The 25,001-nt window shown below is 66.3% G+C and carries 19 protein-coding genes and 1 tRNA gene; 11 read left to right on the top strand and 9 right to left on the bottom strand.

What is annotated here, in order from left to right:
* The 5 genes from ligA (at position 1) to IFT87_RS17255 (ending at position 9,840) form a co-directional block, all read left to right on the top strand.
* Complete coding sequence (ligA, locus tag IFT87_RS17275; protein ID WP_192191374.1) at positions 1-2,145, top strand: NAD-dependent DNA ligase LigA; 2,145 nt, start codon at positions 1-3, stop codon at positions 2,143-2,145.
* A gap of 216 nt (positions 2,146-2,361) precedes the next feature.
* On the top strand, positions 2,362-5,715 hold the full coding sequence (locus tag IFT87_RS17270) for a TonB-dependent receptor (protein ID WP_031440650.1): 3,354 nt from the start codon (positions 2,362-2,364) through the stop codon (positions 5,713-5,715).
* A 161-nt stretch (positions 5,716-5,876) separates the two neighbouring features.
* The gene (locus tag IFT87_RS17265) at positions 5,877-7,019 is read left to right on the top strand and encodes a sensor histidine kinase (protein ID WP_056407257.1); all 1,143 of its coding nucleotides are present in this window, start codon (positions 5,877-5,879) and stop codon (positions 7,017-7,019) included.
* Positions 7,016-7,813 carry a LytR/AlgR family response regulator transcription factor gene (locus tag IFT87_RS17260; RefSeq protein ID WP_031393111.1) on the top strand — a complete coding sequence of 266 codons (798 nt, stop codon included), beginning with the start codon at positions 7,016-7,018 and terminating at the stop codon, positions 7,811-7,813. Before IFT87_RS17265 ends, IFT87_RS17260 begins: the two co-directional genes overlap by 4 nt.
* A gap of 158 nt (positions 7,814-7,971) precedes the next feature.
* Positions 7,972-9,840, top strand: a complete 1,869-nt coding sequence (locus IFT87_RS17255) for an ABC-F family ATP-binding cassette domain-containing protein (protein WP_037529689.1) — start codon at positions 7,972-7,974, stop codon at positions 9,838-9,840.
* A 181-nt stretch (positions 9,841-10,021) separates the two neighbouring features.
* On the opposite strand, the gene IFT87_RS17250 is transcribed toward IFT87_RS17255, so the two are convergent.
* From IFT87_RS17250 to IFT87_RS17235, 4 genes are all read right to left on the bottom strand, one after another.
* Positions 10,022-10,285, bottom strand: coding sequence for a DUF3297 family protein (locus IFT87_RS17250; protein WP_037529686.1), 264 nt, complete (start codon positions 10,283-10,285; stop codon positions 10,022-10,024).
* Between the two features lie 89 nt (positions 10,286-10,374).
* Positions 10,375-10,749 (bottom strand): hypothetical protein, encoded by a 375-nt coding sequence (locus IFT87_RS17245; protein WP_031393114.1) that lies wholly within the window; start codon positions 10,747-10,749, stop codon positions 10,375-10,377.
* Between the two features lie 155 nt (positions 10,750-10,904).
* A complete protein-coding gene (locus IFT87_RS17240) occupies positions 10,905-11,618 on the bottom strand; it encodes a hypothetical protein (RefSeq protein ID WP_037529683.1) in 714 nt (237 codons plus the stop codon).
* Between the two features lie 3 nt (positions 11,619-11,621).
* The gene (locus IFT87_RS17235) at positions 11,622-12,845 is read right to left on the bottom strand and encodes a toxic anion resistance protein (protein WP_192191373.1); all 1,224 of its coding nucleotides are present in this window, start codon (positions 12,843-12,845) and stop codon (positions 11,622-11,624) included.
* A 260-nt stretch (positions 12,846-13,105) separates the two neighbouring features.
* On the opposite strand from IFT87_RS17235, the gene typA reads away from it, so the two are divergent.
* Positions 13,106-14,950 (top strand): translational GTPase TypA, encoded by a 1,845-nt coding sequence (typA, locus tag IFT87_RS17230; protein WP_031441243.1) that lies wholly within the window; start codon positions 13,106-13,108, stop codon positions 14,948-14,950.
* Between the two features lie 151 nt (positions 14,951-15,101).
* Here the strand turns inward: typA and IFT87_RS17225 are convergent, their stop codons facing one another.
* From IFT87_RS17225 to ubiA, 3 genes are read right to left on the bottom strand one after another with little or no spacing between them, the layout of a single operon-like run.
* Positions 15,102-15,899, bottom strand: a complete 798-nt coding sequence (locus tag IFT87_RS17225) for a 3'(2'),5'-bisphosphate nucleotidase CysQ (RefSeq protein ID WP_342211189.1) — start codon at positions 15,897-15,899, stop codon at positions 15,102-15,104.
* Positions 15,892-17,238 (bottom strand): TldD/PmbA family protein, encoded by a 1,347-nt coding sequence (locus IFT87_RS17220; RefSeq protein WP_192191372.1) that lies wholly within the window; start codon positions 17,236-17,238, stop codon positions 15,892-15,894. Before IFT87_RS17220 ends, IFT87_RS17225 begins: the two co-directional genes overlap by 8 nt.
* 15 nt (positions 17,239-17,253) lie before the next feature.
* Complete coding sequence (ubiA, locus tag IFT87_RS17215) at positions 17,254-18,177, bottom strand: 4-hydroxybenzoate octaprenyltransferase (RefSeq protein ID WP_192191371.1); 924 nt, start codon at positions 18,175-18,177, stop codon at positions 17,254-17,256.
* Positions 18,178-18,261: 84 nt separating this feature from the next.
* Between ubiA and IFT87_RS17210 the strand changes: the two genes are divergently transcribed.
* The 3 genes from IFT87_RS17210 (at position 18,262) to IFT87_RS17200 (ending at position 20,723) form a co-directional block, all read left to right on the top strand.
* Positions 18,262-18,417: a hypothetical protein gene (locus IFT87_RS17210; protein WP_166746254.1), complete on the top strand. Its 156-nt coding sequence runs from the start codon at positions 18,262-18,264 to the stop codon at positions 18,415-18,417.
* A gap of 79 nt (positions 18,418-18,496) precedes the next feature.
* Positions 18,497-19,270: a 16S rRNA (uracil(1498)-N(3))-methyltransferase gene (locus tag IFT87_RS17205; RefSeq protein WP_192191370.1), complete on the top strand. Its 774-nt coding sequence runs from the start codon at positions 18,497-18,499 to the stop codon at positions 19,268-19,270.
* Between the two features lie 64 nt (positions 19,271-19,334).
* Positions 19,335-20,723, top strand: a complete 1,389-nt coding sequence (locus tag IFT87_RS17200; protein WP_037532766.1) for a glutamate--cysteine ligase — start codon at positions 19,335-19,337, stop codon at positions 20,721-20,723.
* Between the two features lie 11 nt (positions 20,724-20,734).
* Here IFT87_RS17200 and IFT87_RS17195 read toward each other — a convergent pair whose 3' ends face one another.
* On the bottom strand, positions 20,735-22,039 hold the full coding sequence (locus IFT87_RS17195; RefSeq protein ID WP_192191369.1) for a methyltransferase family protein: 1,305 nt from the start codon (positions 22,037-22,039) through the stop codon (positions 20,735-20,737).
* 160 nt (positions 22,040-22,199) lie between these two features.
* Here IFT87_RS17195 and IFT87_RS17190 point away from each other — a divergent pair.
* Both IFT87_RS17190 and IFT87_RS17185 read left to right on the top strand, forming a co-directional pair.
* Positions 22,200-22,273: transfer RNA gene (locus tag IFT87_RS17190), tRNA-Gly, on the top strand.
* A gap of 517 nt (positions 22,274-22,790) precedes the next feature.
* The gene (locus IFT87_RS17185) at positions 22,791-23,633 is read left to right on the top strand and encodes a glycosyltransferase family 4 protein (RefSeq protein ID WP_206757236.1); all 843 of its coding nucleotides are present in this window, start codon (positions 22,791-22,793) and stop codon (positions 23,631-23,633) included.
* Here the strand turns inward: IFT87_RS17185 and IFT87_RS17180 are convergent.
* Positions 23,630-24,781, bottom strand: coding sequence for an acyltransferase family protein (locus tag IFT87_RS17180; protein WP_192191367.1), 1,152 nt, complete (start codon positions 24,779-24,781; stop codon positions 23,630-23,632). The genes IFT87_RS17185 and IFT87_RS17180 overlap by 4 nt on opposite strands.
* Positions 24,782-25,001: the final 220 nt, after the last annotated feature.

Below are 25,001 nucleotides of genomic sequence, written 5' to 3'. Positions count from 1 at the left end.
ATGACTGCGCTGCCCACGTCCGCCCTTCCCGCCACCGAAGCGGAGGCCGCCGCCGAGCTGGCGACGCTCGCCGAGCGCATCGCCTATCACAATGCGCGCTATCACACCGACGACGCGCCCGAGATCAGCGACGCGGAGTATGACGCGCTGGTCCGCCGCAACACCGCGATCGAGGCCGCCTTCCCCGCCAGCGTCCGCGCCGATTCGCCGAGCCGCAGCGTCGGCGCCGCCCCCGCCGGGCACCTGTCGAAGGTCGCGCACGCCAAGCCGATGATGAGCCTCGACAACGCGTTTTCGGACGAGGAGGTCGAGGAGTTCGTCGGCCGGGTCCGTCGCTTCCTCAAGCTCGCCGACGACGCCCCTGTCGCGCTCACCGCCGAGCCCAAGATCGACGGCCTGTCCTGCTCGCTGCGCTACGAGGACGGCCGGCTGGTCCAGGCGCTGACCCGCGGCGATGGCCAGGTCGGCGAGGACGTCACCGCCAATGTCCGCACGATCGCCGACATCCCGCAGCAACTGGCCGGCGAGCCCCCCTACCCTGCGGTCTTCGAAATCCGCGGCGAGGTCTATATGGCAAAGGCCGACTTTGCCGCGCTCAACGCCCGCCTGCTCGCGGACGCCGCACAGACCGGCAAGGAGGCGCGCCAGTTCGCCAACCCGCGCAACGCCGCCGCCGGTTCGCTCCGCCAGAAGGACGCGAGCATCACCGCCGAGCGCACGCTGCGATTCCTCGCACATGGCTGGGGCGAGGCGAGCACCGTCCCCGCGGAGACACAGTCCGCGATCGTCGACCAGTTCCGCGCCTGGGGCTTCGCGGTTGCCGACGGCTTCGCGCGCGTCGAGGACGAACAGGGCGCGCTCGGAATCTACCGTGCGATCGAGGCCGGCCGGGCCGAGCTGCCCTTCGACATCGACGGTGTCGTGTACAAGGTCGACCGGCTCGATTGGCAGGCGCGGCTCGGCCAGGTCGCGCGCGCGCCGCGCTGGGCGATCGCGCACAAATTCCCCGCGGAGCGCGCGCAGACCACGCTCAACGCGATCGACATCCAGGTCGGCCGCACCGGCGCGCTGACCCCGGTCGCGCGACTCGACCCCGTCACCGTCGGCGGCGTCGTCGTCACCAACGCGACGCTCCACAATTTCGACGAGATCGAGCGGCTCGGCGTCCGCGTCGGCGACCGCGTCCTCGTCCAGCGCGCGGGCGACGTCATCCCGCAGATCGTCGAGAGCCTGACCGCCGCCGAGGATCGCCCCGCCTATGTCTTCGACCGGCTCTGTCCCGAGTGCGGGTCGGCCGCCGAGCGCGAGGAGGGCGAGGTCGTCTATCGCTGCACCGGCGGGCTGATCTGCCCCGCACAGCGCGTCGAGCGGCTCATCCATTTTACCTCGCGCCACGCCTTCGACATTGGCGGGCTCGGCCAGACCCTGGTCGAGGCGTTCTTTCGCGATGGCCTGATCGAGTCGCCCGCCGACATCTTCCGCCTCACCGAGGAACAGCTGGTCGCGCGCAAGAAGGATGGCCGCGTCTGGGCGGCCAAGCTGATCGCGGCGATCGACGCGCGACGCAGCATCGCGCTCGACCGCTTCCTCTTCTCGCTCGGCATCCGCCATGTCGGCGAGATCACCGCACGCGACCTCGCCCGCCGCTATCGCTCGGCCAAGGCGCTCGGCAGCATGCTGCGCCGCGCGGTGTTCCTGTATCACAGCATCACGCCGGTACTCGGCGAGCCCGAACGCAAATATGTCCTGCGCCGCGACAAGCTGCTCGTCGGCGTGATCGAGACCGCGGGCGTCGGCCCCGAGGTCGCCAACGCGCTGATCGGCTTCTGCGCCGAGCCGCACAACCGCGCGGTCGTGTTCGACCTGCTGCGCGAAGTGACGCCCGCCGACGTCGTCCACGAAACCCGCGATTCGGACGTCAGCGGCCAGACGCTGGTCTTCACCGGCAGCCTCGAGACGCTCAGCCGCGACGAGGCCAAGGCACAGGCCGAGCTGCTCGGCGCTCGCGTCGCAGCCACGGTTTCGGCCAAGACCGACCTCGTCATCGCCGGCCCCGGCGCGGGGTCGAAGCTGAAGAAAGCGACCGACCTGGGGATTCGCGTGATCACCGAGGCGGAATGGGCGGCGATCGTCGCGGCGAGCTGAACGCGCAGCGTGCCACGCACTTGATCGAGATTGGTTCCGTCGTGGACCAGTCGATGCCGGGCCGTGGCTTTTTTGCAACGCAATATGACGGAGTGCGTCCGGCGCAACACGCGACTCGCCAATGTCATGGAACCGAAATATTTGGAGCGCAGGGGCGCGGCTGACCGAACGATCAAGTCGCGGATCTCGAGCATAAGCTCAAAGGGGACATTTCAAATGCGTAACAACCTTTTCCTGGGTGCGGCGGCGATTGCGCTGATCGCGCCGATGGCCGCGTCCGCGCAGGAGACGACCTCCTCGATCCGCGGCACTGTTACAGCCAATGGCGCGCCCGTAGCCGGCGCGACGGTGGTGATCCTGAACGTGCCGTCGGGTTCGCGCTCGACGCAGACGACCGACGCCTCGGGCAGCTTCAATGCCGGCGGCCTGCGCGTGGGTGGTCCGTTCACCGTCACGGTCACCGCGGCGGGCTATCCCGAAACGTCGATCACCGACATCCAGACCACCGTCGCGCAGACCTATGAACTGCCGATCGAGCTGGCCGCCGCCGAATCTGGTGGTGCGGACATCGTCATCACCGCGTCGTCGCTGCCCCGCGCGCGCAACGTCAGCCAGGGCCCGGCAACGGTCCTGAACGCCGAGCAGATCGGCTCGGTCGCATCGGTGAACCGCGACGTCCGCGACCTGATGCGCCGCGATCCGTTCGCGCGTCTCGACGACACCCCCTCGGGCGGTCGTGCCGTTTCGTTCGCCGGCCAGAATGCGCGCTTCAACCGCTTCTCGGTCGACGGCGTGCCGGTCACCGACAATTTCGGCCTCAACCCCGACGGCCTGCCGACCCGCCGCGCGCCTATCCCGTTCGATTCGATCGGCCAGTTCCAGACCAAGGTCGCGCCCTATGACGTCCGCGAAGGCAACTTCCAGGGCGGCGCGATCAACGCAATCCTGAAGTCGGGCACCAACGAATTCCACGGCACGGGCTTCTATGCCTATTCGGACGACAGCCTGACCGGCAACCGCACGAAGGCAGGCCCCGGCGTTCCCACCGGCCGCGTCAACATTCCCGACTTCAAGTACGAGAATTTCGGCGCGGAGCTGTCCGGGCCGATCATCAAGGACAAGCTGTTCTTCATGATCGCGGGCGAGCGCATCCGTGCGAACACCCCGATCGTCGAGGGTACCGCCGGCACCAACGCCGGTACGGTCGTCCCCAACATCACCGACGCACAGGTCGGCCTGATCCAACAGATCGCGGACTCGCGCTACGGCTATGACACCGGCGGCGTGCTGCAGGATTCGAACGATCGCGACGATCGCCTCGTCGCCCGTATCGACGCCAACCTGTCGGATACGCAGCGCGCGTCGCTGACCTATCTCTACACGAAGGATTCGATCCAGCTCGGTCAGAACACCTTCGTCACGGGCACGCCCGGGCTTGGCCTCGAGTCGAACGGCTATATCTCGTCGAACCGCCTCCACACCGGCGTCGCGCAGCTGAACAGCGACTGGAGCGAGGAATTCTCGACCGAAATCCGCGGTTTCTACAAGGACTATAAGCGCGGTCAGGACCCGATTCTCGGCCGTGGCTTCGCCCAGATGCAGGTCTGCACCGCGCCGACCTCGGATCGCAGCACCGGCACCGCCACCAACAACGACCTGTCCAACACCTGCCAGTCGGGCTTTGGCAACGTCTCGTTCGGACCGGACATCTCGCGCCAGTCGAACGAACTGACCAGCCGCAGCTTCGGTGGCCTGGTGCAGGGGCGCCTGACGCGGGACAATCATGACGTCCGCGTGTTCGGTGAGTTCACCGATTCGAAGATCAACAACCTGTTCGTCCAGCGGACCGCGGGCGATTACTACTTCGACTCGATCGCCGATTTCCAGGCCGGCAATGCGCAGCGTTTCCGCTATGGCAATGCCGTTCCGTCGCTCGACCCGGTCAACGGTGCTGCGCGCTTCCGCTACCAGTCCTACAGCTTCGGTGTTCAGGACACGTGGCGCGTGAGCGACCTGTTCACGCTGTCCTACGGCGCACGCTACGACACTTTCGGCGGCCATAGCCGTCCCGAGCTGAACTCGGCATTCCTGTCGCGCTACAACTTCCCGAACACCGCCTATATCTCGGGCCGCGGCGTGTTCCAGCCACGCATCGGGTTCGACTTCAAGCCGGTGTCGGCGGTGTCGCTGCGCGGCGGTATCGGCATCTTCTCGGGCGGCGCGCCCGACGTCTATGTCTCGAACAGCTTCTCGAACACGGGCTTCCTGACCAACGCGATCGACGTCCGCCAGAACAACAACAACAGCTACACGATCGCCGGGCTGTCCGCGGCGGACGCGCAGACCAACGGCGGCGCGATCCTGACCAACGTGAACGGCACGGCGGTCCCGGCGGCGGCCAATGGCGTGCTTACCAACGCGACGGTCAACACGCTTTCGCCGACCAACGCGCTCGATCCGAACTTCAAGGTGCCGTCGCAGTGGCGTGGCACGCTGTCGGCCGACTATGATCCCAACTGGGGTGGCACGTTCGGCGATGGCTGGCACTTCGGCGCCGACTTCCTGTGGTCCGACGTCCGCAACCAGGTGTTCTTCACCGATCTGCGCGTCGCGCCGACGGCATTGCGGACGCCAGATGGCCGCGTACGCTATGCCTCGCGGACCACGTTCGCCGACACCAATTCGGACCTGTATCTGACGAACACCACGCGTGGCCGCAGCTACATCGGCGTCGCGCGCGTCAGCAAGGACTTCGATTTCGGCCTCAACCTGGGCGTCAGCTACACCTATCAGGACATCAAGGATCAGGCGCCGGCAACGTCGTCGACCGCGTCGTCCAACTACGGCAACGGCGCGTTCCTCGATGCCAACGGCGCCGCCTATGGCATCTCGAACGACCAGGTGAAGCACAACATCAAGTATAACGTCAGCTTCAACCACGCGTTCTTCGGCGACTACAAGACCAACTTCACGCTGTTCGGCGAGACGCGTATCGGTCGCCCGTACAGCTACACGATGCAGGATCTGTCCTCGAACCGGTCGCCGGTGTTCGGCACGATCGGCAGCGCATCGCGCTACCTCCTCTACGTGCCGACCTCGACCACCGATGCGCTGGTGTCGTATGACAGCGTGGCAACGCGGGACACGTTCGAGGCGCTGATCAACTCGACTGACCTGAAGAAGTATCGTGGCAAGATCACGCCGCGCAACGGCTTCAACTCGAAGTGGTTCACGCGTTTCGACCTTCATCTGTCGCAGGAAATCCCGACCTTCGTCGGCGCCAGCCGCGTCCAGCTGTTCGCGGATATCGAGAACGTCACCAACTTCCTGAACAAGAACTGGGGCCAGATCCGCGAATACCAGTTCCCGTACACGATCCCGGCGGTTCGCGTTCAGTGCCTCCAGACGGCGGTCGCGACCGGCACGGCGCCGGGCGCAGCGGTCACGGCGAATTCGAGCCAGGCCTGCGCACAATATCGGTACAGCGCGCCCGCATCGGCGCCGAGCGACACGATCTATTCGCGTCAGTCGCTCTACTCGATCCGCGTCGGCGCACGGTTCAGCTTCTGAGCCCTATCGCCTCGACGTGACGACCGGGCCGCCGTTTCCAGATGGGAAACGGCGGCCCTTTCGCGTCCGGTCACCGGCCCTTCGCCGCCGGCACGAAAATCTCCTGGAGCCGCAACCACTTTTGCGCCCGCCGCCGCCCGCGTGTAAGACCGCGAGCAACCATGGCCAGTTCCCCCGCCCCGTCTTCCACCCAGCCCCCCGGCACGCCCCCCCGCCTGCCCTTTTCCGCGCGGCCGTTCTTCGAGAACAAGGCGCGCGCGTTCTGGACGCTGCAGGCGGTGGGCTGGAGCGGCTATCTGATGCTGCGCGGCGTGTCGTCGGTGTCGAACGGCCTCACGCTCACCTCGATCATCCCGGTCATCATCGAGGCGATCGTCGGCTATTGCATCACGCTGCTGCTCTCGACGCTCTATGGCTATTACCGCCGGATCCCGCGCGTGATCGGGCTGTTCCTGACGATCGCGACGCTGGCGGCGGCGACGTTTCTCTATGCGGTGCTCGACGCCTTTTCCTTCTCGTTCATCCAGACCGCGACGCCGGGAATCACGATCACCCGCATGCTCGGCTTCGTGTTCCTCAACTTCGTCACGCTGGCAGGCTGGTCGGCGCTGTATTTCGGGATCAACTTCTACCTGATCGTCGAGGAGCAGATCGATCAGATGCAGCATCTGGAGAATCAGGCCTCCTCGGCGCAGCTCGCGATGCTGCGCTATCAGCTGAACCCGCATTTCCTGTTCAACACGCTGAACTCGATCTCGACGCTCGTGCTGCTCAAACAGACCGAGCGCGCGAACGCGATGCTGTCGCGGTTGTCGTCGTTCCTGCGCTACACGCTGGCCAATGAGCCGACCGCGCACGTCACCGTCGCGCAGGAGATGGAGACGCTGAAGCTGTATCTCGAGATCGAGAAGATGCGGTTCGAGGACCGGATGCGGCCCAAATTCGACATCGACCCCCGCGCCGAACGCGCCCGCCTGCCCTCGCTTCTGCTGCAACCGCTGGTCGAGAATGCGATCAAATATGCGGTCACGCCGCAGGAGGAAGGTGCCGAAATCTGCGTCACGGTGCGGCTGGCCGGGGAACGGGTGCAGATCGCCGTATCCGATACCGGACCGGGCTTGATCGATGGCCGGATCAGTCCAAGCCTTTCAACAGGCGTCGGGCTCGCTAATATTAGAGACAGGTTGGCGCAGGCATATGGCCCCGACCATCGTTTTGAAACCCGCTCCACGCCCGCTGGCGGCTTCTCGGTCGAGATCGAGATTCCCTACCAGCTTGAAGACGTGAACAGAGAGGCCGCATGACCATCCGTACCATTCTCGTCGACGACGAGCCGCTGGCGATCCAGGGGCTCGAACTCCGCCTCCAGGCGCATGAAGACGTCGAGATCATCGAAAAATGCTCGAACGGCCGCGAGGCGATTCGCGCGATCAAGACGCACAAGCCCGATCTCGTCTTCCTCGATATCCAGATGCCCGGCTTTGACGGCTTCTCCGTCGTCCAGGGGCTGATGGAGGTCGAACCACCGCTGTTCGTCTTCGTCACCGCCTATTCGGACCACGCGCTGCGCGCGTTCGAGGCGCAGGCGGTCGATTATCTGATGAAACCGGTCGAGGAATCGCGGCTTGCCGACACGATCGAACGCGTCCGCCAGCGCCTGTCGGAAAAGCGCGGCGTCGAGGAGGTCGACCGGTTGCGCGAAGTGCTTGCCGACGTGGCGCCGGATGCGGCGGCCGACATGCCGGACGGCGATGCGGTGTCCGCCAACCGCTTCGAAAAGCTCATCAACATCAAGGATCGCGGCCAGATCTTCCGCGTCGATGTCGACACGATCGAGCGGATCGACGCGGCCGGCGATTATATGTGCATCTACACCGGCGACAACACGCTGATCCTGCGCGAGACAATGAAGGATCTGGAGAAGCGCCTCGACCCGCGCCGGTTCCAGCGCGTGCATCGCTCGACGATCGTCAATCTCGACCTCGTCAAGCAGGTAAAGCCCCACACCAATGGCGAATGCTTCCTCGTGCTGAACTCAGGTGCGAGCGTGAAGGTGTCGCGCTCCTATCGCGACGTGGTGGCGCGCTTCGTTCACTAGAACGCGGCGGGTCGTCTCCCGCCGCTCCATACTCCCCGCCGTCATCCTGACGAAAGTCAGGATGACGGCGGGGCGAGAGGCGCCGCCCCGCGATCGGCGCTGCCCCGCCTCGCCCGCCCCCTCGCAAAACCATGCTGCATCTGCTAACGCCCGCGGCCATGCTGAACCTGAACAATATCACGGTGCGCCTCGGCGGACGCGTTATCCTCGACGGCGCCAGTGCGGCGCTGCCGCCGGGCAGCCGCGTCGGGCTGATCGGCCGCAACGGCGCGGGCAAGTCGACGATGGTGCGCGTGATCGCAGGCCAGCTGGAGCCCGATGACGGCTCGGCGGACATGCCCAAGGGTGCGCGCATCGGCTATCTCGCGCAGGAAGCCCCGCACGGCGTGAAGACCCCGTTCGAGACCGTGCTCGAGGCCGATCTCGAACGCGCCGCGCTGATGCTCGAGAGCGAGACCAGCGAGGATCCCGACCGGCTCGGTGACGTGTACGAGCGGCTGATCGCGATCGACGCCTATACCGCGCCCGCGCGTGCGGCGCAGATCCTGCTCGGCCTCGGCTTTGACGAGGAGATGCAGGCCCGCTCGCTCGACAGCTTCTCGGGTGGCTGGAAGATGCGCGTCGCGCTCGCCGCGCTGCTGTTCTCGCAGCCCGACCTGCTGCTGCTCGACGAGCCTTCGAACCATCTCGATCTCGAAGCGGTGATGTGGCTCGAGGACTTCCTCAAGAGCTACAAGGCGACGATCGTCGTCGTCAGCCACGAGCGCGATTTCCTTAACAACGTCGTCGATCACATCCTGCATCTGCAGGGCGGCAAGATCACGCTGTATCCCGGCGGCTATGACGCGTTCGAGCGCCAACGTGCCGAGCGCCTCGCGCAGATCGAGGCGGCGCGCGCCAACCAGGCGGTGCAGCGCGAGAAGCTGCAGGAATATATCGCGAAGAATTCCGCGCGTGCCTCGACCGCCAAGCAGGCCCAGTCGCGCCAGAAGATGCTGGCGAAGATGCAGCCGATCGCCGAGAGCTATAATGATCCGACGCTGTCGTTCGGCTTCCCCAACCCGACCGAGCTGCGCCCGCCGCTGATCACGCTCGACATGGCGACCGTGGGCTATGCGGACGTGCCGATCCTGAAGCGGCTCAACATGCGGCTTGATCCCGACGACCGGGTCGCGCTGCTCGGGCGCAACGGCAACGGCAAGACCACACTCGCTCGGCTGCTCGCGGCGCAGCTGACCCCGATGGACGGCGACATGGCGTCGTCGAACAAGATGAAGGTCGGCTATTTCACCCAGTATCAGGTCGAGGAACTCGATCCGCACGATACGCCGATCGAGCATATGGCGCATCTGATGAAGGGCGCGACGCCCGCCGCGGTACGCGGCCAGCTCGGCCGGTTCGGTTTCTCCGGCGACAAGGCGACGACCAAGGTCGGCAAGCTGTCGGGTGGCGAACGCGCCCGCCTCGCGCTCGCGCTGATCACGCGCGACGCGCCGCATCTGCTGATCCTCGACGAGCCGACCAACCATCTCGACGTCGACGCGCGTGAGGCACTCGTGCAGGCGCTCAACGCCTATACCGGCGCCGTCGTGCTGGTCAGCCATGACCGTCACATGCTCGAACTCACCGCCGACCGGCTCGTGCTGGTCGATGGCGGCACGGCGAAGGAATTCGACGGCAGCCTCGACGATTACATCGCGTTCGTCCTGAAGGGCGATGCAGGCAAGGGCGATGCGGCGTCGAAGGCCGACAAGAAGGCGGGCAAGAAAGCCGCGGCGGAGGCCAAGAGCAACGACGCGGCGCTGCGCAAGACGCTGCGCGAGGTCGAAGAGCAGACCGCGAAGTTCACCAAGGAACGCAACGCGATCGACCGCGCGATGGTCGACCCGGCCAATGCCGAGCCGCGCTTCTCGCGGATGTCGATGGGCGATCTCAGCAAGCGTCGCGCCGAGGTGAATGCGAAGCTCGAGGCGAGCGAAGCCAAGTGGCTGGAGGCGAGCGAGGCGCTGGAGGGCGTGGCGGCCTGACGGTCATCGTCTGACGGGCGTTGCACCATCCGGGTGCCGCCCCCTCCCCCGTCATCGCGGCGAAAGCCGGGATCTCCCGGTTCGAGCCACGGCACCCGACAACGGGGATACCCCAGCTTCCGCTGGGGTGACGAAGTCTGTCAGAAGCGCCGGCCGATGAGACCGGCGAAACTCGGTGAAATCAGCCCTCGTCGGCGTCGCTCGCCGCAGGCCGCTCGAACCATGCCTCGACCGGCCCCGACAGCTTCAGCGTCAACGGGTTGCCGTTGCGATCGACCTTCTTGCCGAGCGCGACGCGGATCCAGCCTTCGGAGATGCAATATTCCTCGACGTCGTGGCGCACGCCATCCTTGAAGCGGATGCCGATCCCGCGCTCCAGCAGCTCCTGCTGGAAGAACGGGCTGCGATGGTTGGTCGAAAGGCGATCTGGGGGCGTGTCGGTCATCGCGCGCGCTTAGCCGCAAGCGGGCGGGTGGCGCCACAAAAAAACGGCGCCGGGATTGCTCCCGACGCCGCGTTTTCCGTCAGATCAGATCAGCTGCAGACCTGCACCTGGACCTGATCGCCATAATAGGGATCGACCCGCCACTCGCTCCAGCACCGCGGGCGATAATCCTGGCGGTAATAGGTCCGTACCGGCGGACCGTCGTAATAGCCGCCATTATAATAGCCGCGATCGACATAGCGGTCGCGGTTGCTGCTCGCGATCGCTGCACCCACGCCGAGCCCGAGAATACCGCCGAGCACTGCCGCACCCGCGACATTGCCGCCGCCGCGATGGTGATACCCACCCCAGCCGCCGCCGCGATAGCCGCGACCCCAACGCTGCGCATCGGCTGGCGCTGCCGCCGTCAGCGCGGTCGCCGCAAGGGCGATGCCGAGACCTGCCTTCTTCATCAATCCGTTCATCGAGAACCTCCTCTACGTCCGGTCCGCATGAAGCAAACGCATGAACCGCGACCGTGGTCCCGCTCTATCCGAGTCGGTCTGAACCGAAGCGGAATGTGCTGTTAAGCTGAGGTTTAACGGCATGGAGAGCATCCCCGCCCCGCCATGACCGCCTGCTAGGTCTCGTCGCGATATTTCATCTCGAGGAAGCGACCGCGCGTCGCCAGCGTGTCGAGATCGTCCTGCGCGAGCCTCTGTGTCATCTCGCCAATCTCCTGCTCGATCAGCGACAGCCCCGCGACGAGTTCGGCATCGGGCGTGCGGCCATTGCGCGGCGTCGTACGCAGCGCCTGGGGCACGCGTTCGTAATCCTTGACGAACGCGGGCAGCTGCTCGCCGACCAGCTTGCGCACCTCGATCGCCTCGGGCGCGTCGTCGGCGAACCGCGCGAGCTGCGGCGCGAGCGTTTCGAGCCGCACGCCGATCCGGTCGACCAGGGTCACCGCGGGCGCGGGCAAGGCGGGGCGCTGCGCCTCCAGCCAGCGTTCGGTCTGCCGCGGCAGTGCCTTGATATCGACCGATGCGAGCCGCTCGGGCGTCGGCGCGCGCTCGGCGGGCCACATCGCGAACAGCAAGGTCGCCGCGACCAGCAACGCCATCACCAGCATCGCCCCGCCGATCCCTAGTGGCACCACCCAGCCGATCACCATGGCGGCAATCAGGATCACCGCATCCGCCACGACGATCCGCGTCAGCCGCTTGCCGATCGCCTGCGTATTGCGCGCACGGGCCCGCGTCGGCAGCCGGGCCGCGCCGACGGCGCCGCGGTCGTCCGAGATCCGCGACCAGGAGGCGCGCGCGCTGGCGATGGCGTCGTCGACTTCGCTCACGCCTTACATCGCCTCCAGCTTGAACGCGCTCGGCGACGGGCCGCCCAGCTGCCCCCCATTTTGACCTTGGGTGGCGCCCTCCGCCCGCGCGATATAGCCGCGCGACTTGACGACCTCGTTCGACAGCGCGCCGACCGTGGTCTTCATGCTGTCGAGCGCCTTCAGCTTGAACACGTCGATCGCTTCCATCGTGTCGTAGATATTCTGAAACGCGCGCTGCAGCGTCTCCAGCGGGATCGTCGCCGATGCCGCCTGCTCATGGATCTGCGCGGTCTGCGACTTCAGCAGCTTGCCGGTCGAGTCGATGATGTTCGCGGTCGTCGTGTTGAGCGCGGTGATCTGTTCGAGCACCAGCTTCTGGTTGGTCAGCGCCTGCGCGACCGTCACCGCGGTGCGCAGCGCGGACACGGTTGTGGTCGAGGCGCGATCGACGCCCTTCACCAGCTCGACATTGTTCTTCTTGACGAGATCGAGCGCGAGATAGCCCTGCACGGTGACCGCCATCTGCGTCAGCAGGTCCTGCGTGCGCTGGCGGGTGTAGAATAGCGCGGTCTCTCGGATCGCCTTGGCCTTGGCCGGATCGCTGTGGTCGAGATCGTTCGCGACATCCTCGAGCTTCGCATCCATCGTCTTCGACAGGTGGATCATCTGTTCGAGCCGCCCCATCGCCGCCCACAGATTGGCGCGCTCGGTATCGATCGCGGCATTGTCCATCAGCAGCTCGTCCTTGCCCGACGACAGGCTCTTCAGGATCTGCGCGATATGCGTCTGCGACGATTTGTAGCCGTCGAAATAATTGCGCATCTTGCCGCCGAACGGGATGATCCCGAACAGTTTCTGTGGCGCGGTCAGGTTACCCTTCTTGCCGGGATCGAGATCCTCGACGACGCGGCGCAGCTCCGCCAGATCCTTGCCGACGCCGGTTTCCTGATCCATCGCGCGGACCGGGCGATCGAGGAACCGGTTCGACTGGCCCGCCGCCTCGCGGATTTCCTTCGCCCCCATCGCGGTGATCGCATCGACACGCTTGCCGAATTCGGGGCTGTTGACGTCCTGCGCGACCAAATCTGTGACAAAGCCGGCGACCCGGTCATCGAGCTGCGACTTCACCCCCGCATCGACCGGCACGAGTCCCGCGGCTTTCGTCGCGGAGACAGTCGGCACGGGGTCGGGCGGCGTCAGGACCAGGCCGGGCTCGGTCGTCAGCGTCTCGGGTGTCGTCGCCATGCAATCCTCCAATCGGTGCCGCATCCTAGGGGAACGACACCCGCATTCAACTGTGGTGTCTAGATAATACACGCAAGCCACGCAATCGTCTTGGCGGCTCGCCCGGAGACTGGCGCGGGCCACCCCGAAACAGGCTCGCGATCAGCGATTTTTCCGGCAGCGGGGAACCATTCGGGCGGCAATCGAAACGCCAAACTTGCCGCATCGCGGAATAAACGCTAAGCGCGCCTGCAAATTCCGTCCAAACCGAAAGCATTCCCATGAGCCTCCGCAACGTGGCGATCATTGCGCACGTCGATCACGGCAAGACGACGCTGGTCGACCAGCTCTTCCGCCAGTCCGGCACCTTCCGCGACAACCAGCGTGTCGAAGAGCGCGCAATGGATTCCAACGACCTCGAAAAGGAGCGCGGGATCACGATTCTCGCCAAGCCGACCTCGGTCGACTGGACGCCCCCGGGCGAGAGCGAGAGCATCCGCATCAACATCGTCGACACGCCCGGCCACGCCGATTTCGGCGGCGAAGTCGAGCGCATCCTGTCGATGGTCGACGGCGTCGTCCTGCTGGTCGATTCGTCGGAAGGCGCGATGCCGCAGACCAAGTTCGTCACCGGCAAGGCGCTGGCCCTCGGCCTCAAGCCGATCGTCGTCGTCAACAAGGTCGACCGTAACGACGCACGCATCCAGGAAGTGCTCGACGAAGTGTTCGATCTGTTCGTGTCGCTTGACGCGAATGACGAGCAGCTTGATTTCCCCGTGCTCTACGCCTCGGGCCGCAACGGCTATGCCTCGACCGACATGGACGCGCGCGAAGGCACGCTGATCCCGATGTTCGAGACGATCGTGAAGCACGTGCCGCCTCCCGCCGTGGAAGTCGCCGGCGTGCCCTTCACCTTCCTCGTCACTTTGCTCGACCGCGATCCGTTCCTCGGCCGCGTCCTCACCGGTCGCGTCAATTCGGGTACCGTGAAGACCAACCAAGCGATCCACGCGCTCGATAACGACGGCAAGATCATCGAGACGGGTCGTGCGTCGAAGATCATGTCGTTCCGCGGTCTCGACCGCGTGCCGGTCGACGAAGCCAAGGCCGGCGACATCATCTCGCTCGCAGGGCTTTCGGTTGCGACCGTCGCCGACACGATCGCCGACATCACGGTGACCGAGCCGCTGCACGCGCAGCCGATCGATCCCCCCACGCTGTCGATGCGCTTTGCCGTGAACGACTCGCCGATGGCGGGCCGCGAGGGTACCAAGGTGACGTCGCGCATGATCCGCGAGCGTCTGTTCCGCGAAGCCGAGTCGAACGTCGCCGTGAAGGTGACCGAGGCGGCCGACAAGGACAGCTTCGAAGTCGCCGGTCGTGGCGAGCTTCAGCTGGGCGTGCTGATCGAGACGATGCGCCGCGAGGGCTTCGAGCTCGGCATCTCGCGTCCGCGCGTGCTGTTCGGCGAGGACGAGGACGGCAAGAAGACCGAGCCGTACGAGACCGTCATCATCGACGTCGATGAGGAGCATTCGGGCACCGTCGTCGAGAAGATGAACATCCGTAAGGCCGAGATGACCGACATGCGTCCGTCGACCGGTGGCAAGACCCGCATCACCTTCTCGGCGCCGAGCCGCGGGATGATCGGCTATCATGGTGAATTCCTGTCCGACACGCGCGGCACGGGCATCATGAACCGGCTGTTCGAGAAGTATGGTCCGCACAAGGGCCAGATCGAAGGCCGCAAGAACGGCGTGCTGATCTCGAACGGCTCGGGCGAAGCGAACAACTACGCACTGGGTCCGCTCGAAGAGCGTGGCATCCTGTTTGTGGGCCACGGCGAGGCTCTCTATGAGGGCATGATCGTCGGCGAGAACGCGAAGCCGGACGACCTCGAGGTCAACCCGATGAAGACCAAGGCGCTGACCAACTTCCGCGCAAGCGGCGGCAAGGATGACCAGGTCCGCCTGTCCCCGCCGAAGCGTGCGACGCTGGAGCAGGCGATCGCGTACATCGACGACGACGAGATGGTCGAAGTCACGCCGAAGTCGATCCGTCTGCGCAAGCGCTTCCTCGACGCGAACGAGCGCAAGCGCGCGAGCCGGGCTAAGCAGAGCGCGTAAGCCTGGCATGGCGAAGCCGGCCAGGCTTACAAGCTCGGCCGGCCTCGCTCACGCGAGGTCCGACGACGCGGCTTAGCCGCGGCGCTCCCCAAAACGAAAAAGGCCGGAGGGAAACCTCCGGCCTTTTTCGTGTCCAGCGAAGCGCCCAGCCCTACCCTAGAATAGCCGCCGCCCGATCCGCCAGCCGCGCGATCGCCGCGCGGTGGATCCCGCGCGTGCTCGCGACGACCCCGAACGCCTGCGGGCGCGGCTTGTTGAACACCAGCGGGATCCCGACCGCGTCGGTCACTGCGGCGCCCGCCTCGCTCGCGACCAGCGCGGCGGCGGCGATGTCCCACTCATTTCCCCAGCGCAGCGTCGCGACCAGATCCGCCCGATCCGCCGCGACCATCGCGATCCTGAGCGCGATAGAATTGGGTTTCTCGACCACCACGAGATCGCGGTCCGCCTTGGGCAGCGCATCGGTCGGCACGCGCGATCCGGGAAAGTCAGTGCGGGATCCGGCGCGCAGCACTGCACCGTTGAGCGTCGCGCCTTCGCCCAGCGCCGCCGACCAGATCTCGCCCCGTGCCGGCGCATCGAGCACGCCGATCACCACCCGCCCGCGCTCGACTAGCGCGATCGACACGCACCAGCCCGGACGTGCCCGGATATAGTCGCGCGTGCCGTCGATCGGGTCGACGACCCAGAGCCGGTCGCGCGCGAGCCGCGCGGGATTGTCGGCGGTTTCCTCCGACAGCCAGCCGGCATCGGGCAAGAGTGCGGACAGCCGCACCTTCAACATCCGGTCGATATCGATATCGACCTCGCACACCGGGCTGCCCGGCGTCTTCTCCCAGCGGTGGAAATCGGTCCCGAACCGCGCGAGCGCCATCTGACCGGCTTCGGCGGCGATCGATTCGACCGCCGCGCGCAACGTCGTGACCGGACTCGGCGGCGGTTCAGCCACTCGCCACCGTCATCCCCTCCACACGCAACGTGGGCACGTTGATGCCGTAGCGGAATTCTAGGTCGTTGGCGGGGGTCATCGCCAGGAACATGTCCTTAGCATTCCCCGCGATCGTGAACTCGGCGACCGGCCCGGTGATGACACCATTCTCGATTCTGAAGCCCGCCGCGCCGCGGCTGTAGTCGCCGGTGACGCCGTTCGCGCCGCCGCCCATCAGTTCGGTGACATAGACGCCCGACACGATATCCTCGATCAGCGTCTCGGGCGGCATCGTGCCCGCTTCCATGAAGACGTTGCTCGTCGACACGCTCGGCGCGCCGTTGACGCCGCGCGCGGCATGGCCGGTTGGCTCGAGTCCCAACTGCCGAGCCGAGGCCGAGTCGAGCAGCCAGCTTTCGAGCATGCCATGCTCGATGATCGCGGTCGGCGACACCGGCAGGCCTTCGCCATCGAACGGCCGCGACCGCAATCCGTAAGGCCGATGCGGATCGTCGCGGATCGTGATGCCATGCGCAAACACCTGCGAGCCGAGCGAATCGAGCAGGAAGCTCGTCTTGCGCGTGATCGCCTGCCCCGCGATCGCCGCGATCAGATGGCCGAGCAGCGAGCTGCCGACACGCGGATCATACACCACCGTCATCGGCCCGCTCGCGAGCCGCCCCGGATTGAGCCGCGCGACCGCCTGCTCGCCCGCGCGCTGTCCGATCGCCTCGGGCGATTCGAGATGCTGGCGGTGCCGCACGCTGTGATAGGCATAGTCGCGCTGCATCGCGCCGCCCTCGCCCGCCAGCACGCTCGCCGACACGCCATAGGCGGTCGAGGCATACGCACCCGCGAATCCATGGCTGGTGGCCAGCGCCCAGACGCTGCTCGACGCGCTCGCGCCGCCGCCTTCGCTGTTCGTCACGCCGGGCACCGCGCGCGCCGCATCCTCTGCCGCGGTTGCCGCATCGCGCAGCTGCTCGGGCGAGACCTCACCATGATCGGCGAGCCCGAGCATCGGCGGTACGCCGTGCAACAGGCGGTTTTCGGGGGCGAGGCCGGCCCAGGCATCCTCGGGGGCCTCGCGCGCCATCGCCACCGCGCGCGCCGCGAGTGCGTCCATCGCCGCGGACGACAGGTCGGAGGTCGAGACGCTCGCCGATCGCTTGCCGACGAACACACGCAGGCCCAGGTCCTCGCTTTCCGACCGGCCGATATCCTCGAGCTTGCCGAGGCGGATCGAAACGTCGAGCGAGGCATCGGCGGCGAAGACCGCATCGGCGGCGTCCGCGCCGGCGGCCTTGGCGCGCGCTACGATGTCATGGGCGCGGTCGCGGGCTTGATCGGGTGTGAGCATGTCGCCGATCTAGGGTCACAGGCTCGTGCCGACAACCACGCAGGCAAGGAAGATCAGCAACCCCGTGAAGCGGTTGGCGCGGAATCGGGCGAGCGCACCGGCGCTGTCGTCCGCGCGCAGCGTCGCGACCTGCCACCCCAGATGCAGCGCGGCGGGCGCCAGCGCGGCGATCGCGAGCGGATCGGGCCGCATCGTCCAGAACGCCGCCGCCCAGAACCCGACCGCGATCGCATAGAAAATCCCGACCCCCGCCTTTACATGCCGCCCCATGCGCAGCGCGGACGACCGGACGCCGATCATCGCATCGTCCTCGCGGTCCTGCAGCGCATAGATCGTGTCATAGCCGATCACCCACGCGATCGATCCCGCATAGAGCAGCCACATCGGCAACGTCAGCGCGCCGGCGATGTCGCTCCACCCGACCAGCAACGCCCAGCTGAACACCAGCCCGAGCCATGCCTGCGGCCACCAGGTGATCCGCTTCATGAACGGATAGACGGCGACCGGCGCGAGACTCGCCAGCGCGACGATCGCGGCAAGCGGTGTCAGCTGCAGCAGCACGACCAGCCCGACGAGCGCCAGCGCGCCCAGCCAGATCCACGCCAGCCGTAGCGAGACGAGCCCGCTCGGGATCGGTCGCGCGCGCGTCCGCGCGACCTGCGCGTCGAGATCGCGGTCGACGATGTCGTTGAACACGCAGCCTGCGCCGCGCATCGCGATGCTGCCGAGCAGGAACCACGCGATCAGATCCCAGCGCGCCCACGCCCCGCCCGCCAGCGCGATCCCCCAGGCGCCGGGCCAGAACAACAGCCACCAGCCGATCGGCCGGTCGAACCGCGCGAGCAGCGCCAGCCCGCGCAGCGTCGGCGGCAGCCGCGCGACCAGGCCGCGATGTTCGCTGTCGGGGACGATGTCCATCGGGCTCGGTGTGGTCTGCATGACGCGGGGCGTAGGAAGACGGCGTTTGGCGCGCAAGCCCGCAGCGGCTAGGATAGCGTCAGTGTCGCGTTCGAGCCCCTTTGCATGATCGGCCTGTCGGTCGCGGTCGGCCGTTTCGTCGAGGCGCTCTTCTGGGGCATCTTCCGCGTCGCCGGCGCGGTCGCGGGCGCGCTGATCCTCGGCATCGCGGTCGCGATCATCGTATGGATCGTCGCCCGCAAACTCTGGAACCGCCGCTAACCAATCCCCCTGACGGCGGAGGATCGCGAACGAGCGAAACGCCCTCCCCGCATGCGGCGGGATTTGCTAGGCCCCCGCAATGCCTGCAACCCCAGCCTGGCCGCCGCAATCCACGCCGCGGCTGTTCGTCGACACCCCGCTCAGCCCCGGCCCACTCCCGGTCGACGGCCCCGCCGCGCATTATCTCGCCGGCGTCATGCGGCTGAAGATCGGCGACCCGGTCAAGCTGTTCGACGACCGCACCGGCGAATGGCTCGCCACCGCGGCCAGCGTCGGCAAGCGCGACCTCGTCCTCGACGTGACCGAACGGCTCCGCGAACGCGAGGCGGTGCCCGATCTGTGGCTCTGCGCCGCGCCTATCAAGAAGGGCCGGGTCGACTGGCTCGCGGAGAAGGCGTGCGAGCTCGGCGTCGACCGGCTCGTCCCCGTCGTCACCCGCCGCACCGTCGTCGACAAGCCCAATACCGACCGCCTGCGCACGCACATGATCGAGGCGGCCGAGCAATGCGGCCGCACCGCGCTGCCGCAGGTCGCCGAACCGGTGAAGCTCGCAGCTTTGCTCCGCGACTGGCCCGCCGACCGCATCCTGTTCTTCGCCGACGAGACGGGCGGCGCGCCCGCGCTCGCGGCAATGCGTGCGCATGCCGGTCCCGCGGCGATCCTGATCGGCCCCGAAGGCGGTTTCGACGCCGACGAGCGTGCGGCGATTCGCGCGCACCCGCAGGCGGTCGGCATCGGGCTCGGCCCGCGCATCCTCCGCGCGGAAACCGCCGCGGCGGCGGCGGTCGCGCTGTGGATGGCTGCGGCGGGCGATTGGGCGGCCGAACCGCCCGTCCCGACACCCGTCGCGTGACATTGCTACCGACCGGTCCGAATCCCCTCTAGCACCCTCGTTCATCGCCGCGTAAGGCGCGGCGATGACGAGCAAGACCGCCCCTGCAAAGACCAGCCCGACGATCGAGTCGCGCGACCAGTTGATCGCCAGCTTCGCGCGCGGTGAAAAGCCCAAGGACCGCTGGCGGATCGGCACCGAGCACGAGAAATTCGTGTACGCGAAGGACGACCATCGCGCGCCTTCGTACACCGAGGCGGGCGGCATCCGCGCACTGCTCGGCGAGCTCGAGCAATATGGCTGGGCCCCCGTGTTCGAGCGCGGCCCCGACGGTACCGAGAACGTCATCGCGATGACCGGTGCGGACGGGAGCATCAGCCTCGAGCCCGCGGGCCAGTTCGAACTCTCGGGCGCGCCGCTCGAGACCCTGCACGAAACCTGCGCCGAGACCGGCCGGCATCTCGAACAGGTCAAGGCCGCGGGCGAAAAGCTCGGCATCGGCTTCCTCGGCCTCGGCATGTGGCCCGACAAGACCCGCGCCGAGCTGCCGATCATGCCCAAGGGTCGCTATGCGATCATGCTGCGGCACATGCCGCGTGTCGGCAGCATGGGGCTCGACATGATGCTGCGGACCTGCACGATCCAGGTGAACCTGGATTACGCGTCGGAAGCGGACATGGTGAAGAAATTCCGCGTCGGCCTCGCGCTTCAGCCGCTCGCGACCGCGCTGTTCGCCAATTCGCCGTTTACCGAGGGCAAGCCCAACGGCATGCTGTCCTATCGCAGCCATATCTGGTCCGACACCGACCCGCACCGCACCGGCATGCTGCCCTTCGTGTTCGAGGACGGCTTCGGCTATGACCGCTATACCGACTATGCGCTCGATGTGCCGATGTACTTCGTCTACCGCGACGGCAAATATATCGACGCGGCGGGGCTCAGCTTCCGCGACTTCCTGAAGGGCGAGCTCAGCGTCCTGCCCGGCGAGAAGCCGACCCTCGACGACTGGACCGATCATCTCTCGACCGCCTTCCCCGAGGTGCGGCTGAAGACCTTCCTCGAGATGCGCGGCGCCGATGGCGGGCCGTGGAACCGGATCTGCGCCCTGCCCGCGCTCTGGGTCGGGCTGCTCTACGATCAGGGTGCGCTCGATGCGGCATGGGATCTGGTGAAGGACTGGACGATCGACGAACGCCAGTCGCTGCGCGATTCGGTGCCCAAGCTCGGGCTGAATGCGCCGATCGCAGGTGGCGGCCAGTTGCGCGACATCGCCGCACATGTGCTCGATATCGCGGGTGCCGGCCTGTCGTCGCGCGCGCGCCTGAACAAGGCGGGCGACAACGAGACCGGCTTCCTCGATCCGCTGCGCGAGATCGTCCGCTCGGGCAAGGTCCCCGCCGAGCTGCTGCTCGACAAATACAACGGTGTCTGGGGCGGCGATATCGCCAAGGTATACGGCGTGGAAAGCTTCTAGGCGCCTGACGCTCAGCGCGATCCCGCCACCCACGCCAGGAGGCGCGGTACCGGTCCGTTGCGCGCCATCCAGTCGCTATAGGCGCGGTAATCGGGGTCGAGGCCGAGATGCCGCTCCTCGGTCCGCGCACGCCAGTAATAGACCCCGCTGACCGCCGCGAGCAGCAGGGTCGCGCGCATCGCGTCGATCGGCGTCCCCGTCGTCAGCACGGGGATCGTCGACAGCCACCAGAACAGGTTCTTCGACAGATAGGCGGGGTGCCGCGACCAGGCATAGGGCCCGTGCGTCAGGATCCCGCGGTTGGTGAGATTGGAGAATCGCAAGCCGAACGCCATCGTCGCCCACGCATAGATGGCGGTCAGCGCGACCAGCACCGCGCCGATCAGCACCAGCAGGACGGGGTGATACTGGAACCAGACGTCCCATTCCTGCGTGCCCGGGTGATAGTCCATCGGCCCGCCGTCACTCATCAGGATGATCGGCGGATAGCACATCAACGCCGCCATCCACGCGGCCGCAAACGGATTGGCGCTGCGGATATGCGAATCGAGCGGTCGCAGCGTCAGGACATAGCCGACCGTTGCGAACGCAACGTCGATCAGGAACATGAAGGTGATCAGCCACCTGGCGAGCGCGACCGGGTCGCGCAGGATCGCGGTCGTGTCACCGCGGACGAAGTCGCCGAACCGGCCCGGCACGATCGCGAGCATGAAGGCGAGGAAGAACGCCTTCACTCCCCAGCTGCGCAGGTGGTTGTGGACCGCCGCGCGGTCGACCCCCGGCTGCCCGGTCAGCCATGCCCCGAGCGACCACGCGCCGTCCTTCGGCGCGACCAGATAGCGGTCGAGCCAGAGGACATAGGGGATCGACACGAGCACGAGGATCGGCGCGGCGTTGGTGAAGCACCACATCGCAAACGCGAAATTGCCCTCCCAATAGAATCGCCCGGTGCCATAGATCACCGCGATCCCCGCCCAGGTCACCCAGAAGGCGGCGAGCTTTGTCAGGCTGACGTCGATCGTCTCGCGCCATGGCCGGGGCCGCGACCAGTCCAGCCCGGTGCTCGGCCGGCGATGGACCTTGTCGATCAGCACCGACCACAGGACCATCGGGACCGCGCAGGCGAGCAAATTGACCAGCGCGGCATAGGGCCCGTCCATCCCCCAGCCGCGCGCGCACGCCACCCAGCCGAGCACCCCCGCCAGCCCCGCCAGCCCGGCGCCGTGACTGACGGCGGACGCGGGGCGCGGATCCGCGGCGCGGCGACGCTGCAGGGTCAGGCTCGTCGTCTCGGGAAGCACAGGCGCGTCGGACATGGCGCCAGGGGTAGCCGATTTTCGTCAGCAAACCATGAACCATCCTGCCCCGGCTTGCACCACCCCACGACCCGCGCTATCGCGACCCTACACCTTCTGCCGCCCGTCTCGCCTTCGCGACGGTCAGAGCGGGGGCGCAGGCCGCGGCAACGCCGGCTTCGCGGGTATAGTACAATGGTAGTACAGCAGCCTTCCAAGCTGAATACACGGGTTCGATTCCCGTTACCCGCTCCATCGTTTCCAATAGCGCCGACCAGTCACGATGGGCGTGACCCGATCATTGCCTGACTATGCCGTGAGATGCGCTGTTATAAGCGGCGATAGCCGGCATGGCGAACTCTCTGCCTTACAACACCCGCCCCGCCGCATTTTCTGATTATTAGAAGTCGGGCTCCCCATTCCGATTTCGACATGACCCGTTTGCTGATTTCTGGTAGCTCTATGGCGCATATTACTGATAATTTCGGGATGAAATACTATGAGCAAGTCTTTTCAACGATGGGACGTCGACTTCACCCTTTCGCTTCACAATCGAACCGGAAAGTACTTTATCGGCAGGGATATCATCGACACGCTGCCGGATGTATTTCGCAGCGTGAAGATATGGAGACTTCCCGAAAGGGTCGGCGTCAATGCCTTGTCCCGCAAAGTCATCGGTCGATTATGGGCCGAAGAAGATCGCCTCAGAGCCCGGTATCCCAGGCTGCTGCCGCGACAGCGGAGCCGACGCGCGGTCCTTCATCTCGATCCGATGACCGTGCTGGGCTGGCACGTCACGTCGCATGATGCCGTGCTGTGCCACGATCTCGGCCCCCTGACGCATCCCGAACTCTTCGCCCCGTCCGTCACCGCGCTCTACGAGCGGGTCTATGCACGCATCGCCGAACGCCAGCCCCGCATGGCCTTTGTCAGCCAGGCATCCAAGGCGGCATTTCACCGCCTCTATGGCACCGGGTCCCCCGCCACCGTGATCTATCCACCGATCCGCACGGGCGTGGCGGGTGGCGCGCAACACGCCGTGGACGGCGTTGAAGGCCTGTTTCTGCTGACCGTGGGGAGCATCGGGCGCCGCAAGAACCAGCTGGCCAGCATCCGCGCATTCGCACGCGCGGGCCTTGCCGATGCGGGCTATCACTATGTCATCTGCGGCAGCCGCGAACCGGGATCCGAGGCCGTCATCGCCGAGGCGGAGCAAACCCCCGGCGTCATCCTCCTGCCCTATGTCTCGGACGAGCAGTTGCGCTGGCTCTATGCGCATGCGCGGGGGTTCGTGCTGGTGAGCCTTCTCGAAGGATTCGGCGTCCCCGTCGCGGAAGCGATGCGCAACGGACTGGTGCCGCTGATCAGCGCCAACAGCGTCCTCGAAGAGGTCGCGGGACCAAGTGCGATCGCGGTCGATCCGCACTCCGTCGAGGCCATCGCCGCGGGAATGACACAGCTCGCCGAACTCCGCCCGGACCAGATCGCGGCACGGCGGGTCGATCTCGAGGCGCGTCTCGACGCGTTCTCAATGCCGACCTTCGTCGATGCGTGGAGGGCCTTTCTGGGTGCCGAGGCCGAGCATCGGCCGGCGCCGCTCGTCGCATCGCGCTAGCCGACCGAAACGGCGCGACGCGGGAGGAGCAGGCGCGCGCCCAGAAAGGCGAGCGCCGGCTTTTCGACGAAACGGCGGACGATCTCCGCCACGATCAGCGCAGCCCCCACGATACCGACCGCTGCGATCAGTCGCTCGGCGAGCGGCTGGCCCGCCATCAATCGAGAGAGCAGCATGACGACCGGCAGATGCGTGGCATATAGTGGGAAGGAGACATTCCCCAGCCATGTCAGCACGCGCGACTGCTCTCGTTGCCCAAGTGCGCCGAGCAATACGATCATCGGGTTGGCGCACAGGATGTAGAAGAGCGACAGCGGGATGCCAAACCAGGAGACGCCGGGCACGATCATCGGAAAGAGGAGTGCGGCGATCAGGATCACGGGCGCAACATCCGCCTTCACGCGACGCGCCTCGTAGATCCGGTATGCGACCACCCCCATGCAGAAGGACGCCAAGGCCCTGACCGTCGTTGGCACGATCATATCGACCGACTGATAAAAGAAATGGACGCTATTATGGTCGATGGCGACCCAGGTGATCGCGACCGAAAGGACGAAGGCGATCGTGATCAGCCCGCGATTGCCGAGGGCCTTGACGGATACCGCCCAAAGCAGATTGACGAGGATCTCTGCAAAAAGCGACCAGTAGACGCCGTTGAACCAGACCAGATTCTGCCCCTCGAGCCGCGGCAGGACGATGAGGGACAGGGCAAACGCCCGATAGGCGGATGACGCCCCCGGGCCGCCCGCCATGCCGAGCGCCACGAGCAAGGCCGCCACCGATCCGGCGAGCACGCTCGGCCAGAGCCGAACCACCCGTGACATCAGAAAGCGAGCGAACTCACCGCCGCCCTCGCGCAACCGCCGCTCATGCGCGAAGGCGAGGACGAAACCGCTAAGACACAGGAAAAAGTCCACCGCGATAGTGCCATGGACCGTCATTCCGCTCGGAAACTTCAGGAAGATGCCGATATGATATGCCACGACCATCAGCGCCGCGACCCCCCTCAACCCATCTAATGCGACAAAGCGACGTTTCGAGTGTTCGGCGGCCCGGACAGGCTGCATATACATTCCCCCAGCGCTTATCCCGATTAGGCGGGGCAAAACACAAATATCGGGAGAACTGTCGGGGGCATCGACAGACAAGTCTATCGTGTTTTTTGACCAAGACCGTCCCAGGTCGACATGATTTCGACGGCTTTACTATTCTGGCGTTCTGATGTTCGCTCACGCATGACCGCAAGGTGGCCGATCTTCGTTAGCGGGGCGGATCGGATATGGGGCATTTCCCGCCAGCAGGGCCCGCGTGCGTGCCATAGCTTACCCCTCCCCGGCAATGCCGGGGAGGGCGCGGTCGAGGACAGCT

It is taken from the genome of Sphingomonas sp. CFBP 8765 (genome assembly GCF_014841445.1).
GTDB classification, from domain to species: domain Bacteria; phylum Pseudomonadota; class Alphaproteobacteria; order Sphingomonadales; family Sphingomonadaceae; genus Sphingomonas; species Sphingomonas aerolata.
This window is presented reverse-complemented; position numbering and strand designations above follow the sequence as displayed.

Coding starts and splice junctions, on each gene's coding strand:
- ligA (WP_192191374.1), top strand. CDS start 1: ATGACTGCGCTGCCCACGTCCGCCCTTCCCGCCACCGAAGCGGAGGCC.
- IFT87_RS17270 (WP_031440650.1), top strand. CDS start 2,362: ATGCGTAACAACCTTTTCCTGGGTGCGGCGGCGATTGCGCTGATCGCG.
- IFT87_RS17265 (WP_056407257.1), top strand. CDS start 5,877: ATGGCCAGTTCCCCCGCCCCGTCTTCCACCCAGCCCCCCGGCACGCCC.
- IFT87_RS17260 (WP_031393111.1), top strand. CDS start 7,016: ATGACCATCCGTACCATTCTCGTCGACGACGAGCCGCTGGCGATCCAG.
- IFT87_RS17255 (WP_037529689.1), top strand. CDS start 7,972: ATGCTGAACCTGAACAATATCACGGTGCGCCTCGGCGGACGCGTTATC.
- IFT87_RS17250 (WP_037529686.1), bottom strand. CDS start 10,285: ATGACCGACACGCCCCCAGATCGCCTTTCGACCAACCATCGCAGCCCG.
- IFT87_RS17245 (WP_031393114.1), bottom strand. CDS start 10,749: ATGAACGGATTGATGAAGAAGGCAGGTCTCGGCATCGCCCTTGCGGCG.
- IFT87_RS17235 (WP_192191373.1), bottom strand. CDS start 12,845: ATGGCGACGACACCCGAGACGCTGACGACCGAGCCCGGCCTGGTCCTG.
- typA (WP_031441243.1), top strand. CDS start 13,106: ATGAGCCTCCGCAACGTGGCGATCATTGCGCACGTCGATCACGGCAAG.
- IFT87_RS17220 (WP_192191372.1), bottom strand. CDS start 17,238: ATGCTCACACCCGATCAAGCCCGCGACCGCGCCCATGACATCGTAGCG.
- ubiA (WP_192191371.1), bottom strand. CDS start 18,177: ATGCAGACCACACCGAGCCCGATGGACATCGTCCCCGACAGCGAACAT.
- IFT87_RS17210 (WP_166746254.1), top strand. CDS start 18,262: ATGATCGGCCTGTCGGTCGCGGTCGGCCGTTTCGTCGAGGCGCTCTTC.
- IFT87_RS17205 (WP_192191370.1), top strand. CDS start 18,497: ATGCCTGCAACCCCAGCCTGGCCGCCGCAATCCACGCCGCGGCTGTTC.
- IFT87_RS17200 (WP_037532766.1), top strand. CDS start 19,335: ATGACGAGCAAGACCGCCCCTGCAAAGACCAGCCCGACGATCGAGTCG.
- IFT87_RS17195 (WP_192191369.1), bottom strand. CDS start 22,039: ATGTCCGACGCGCCTGTGCTTCCCGAGACGACGAGCCTGACCCTGCAG.
- IFT87_RS17185 (WP_206757236.1), top strand. CDS start 22,791: ATGACCGTGCTGGGCTGGCACGTCACGTCGCATGATGCCGTGCTGTGC.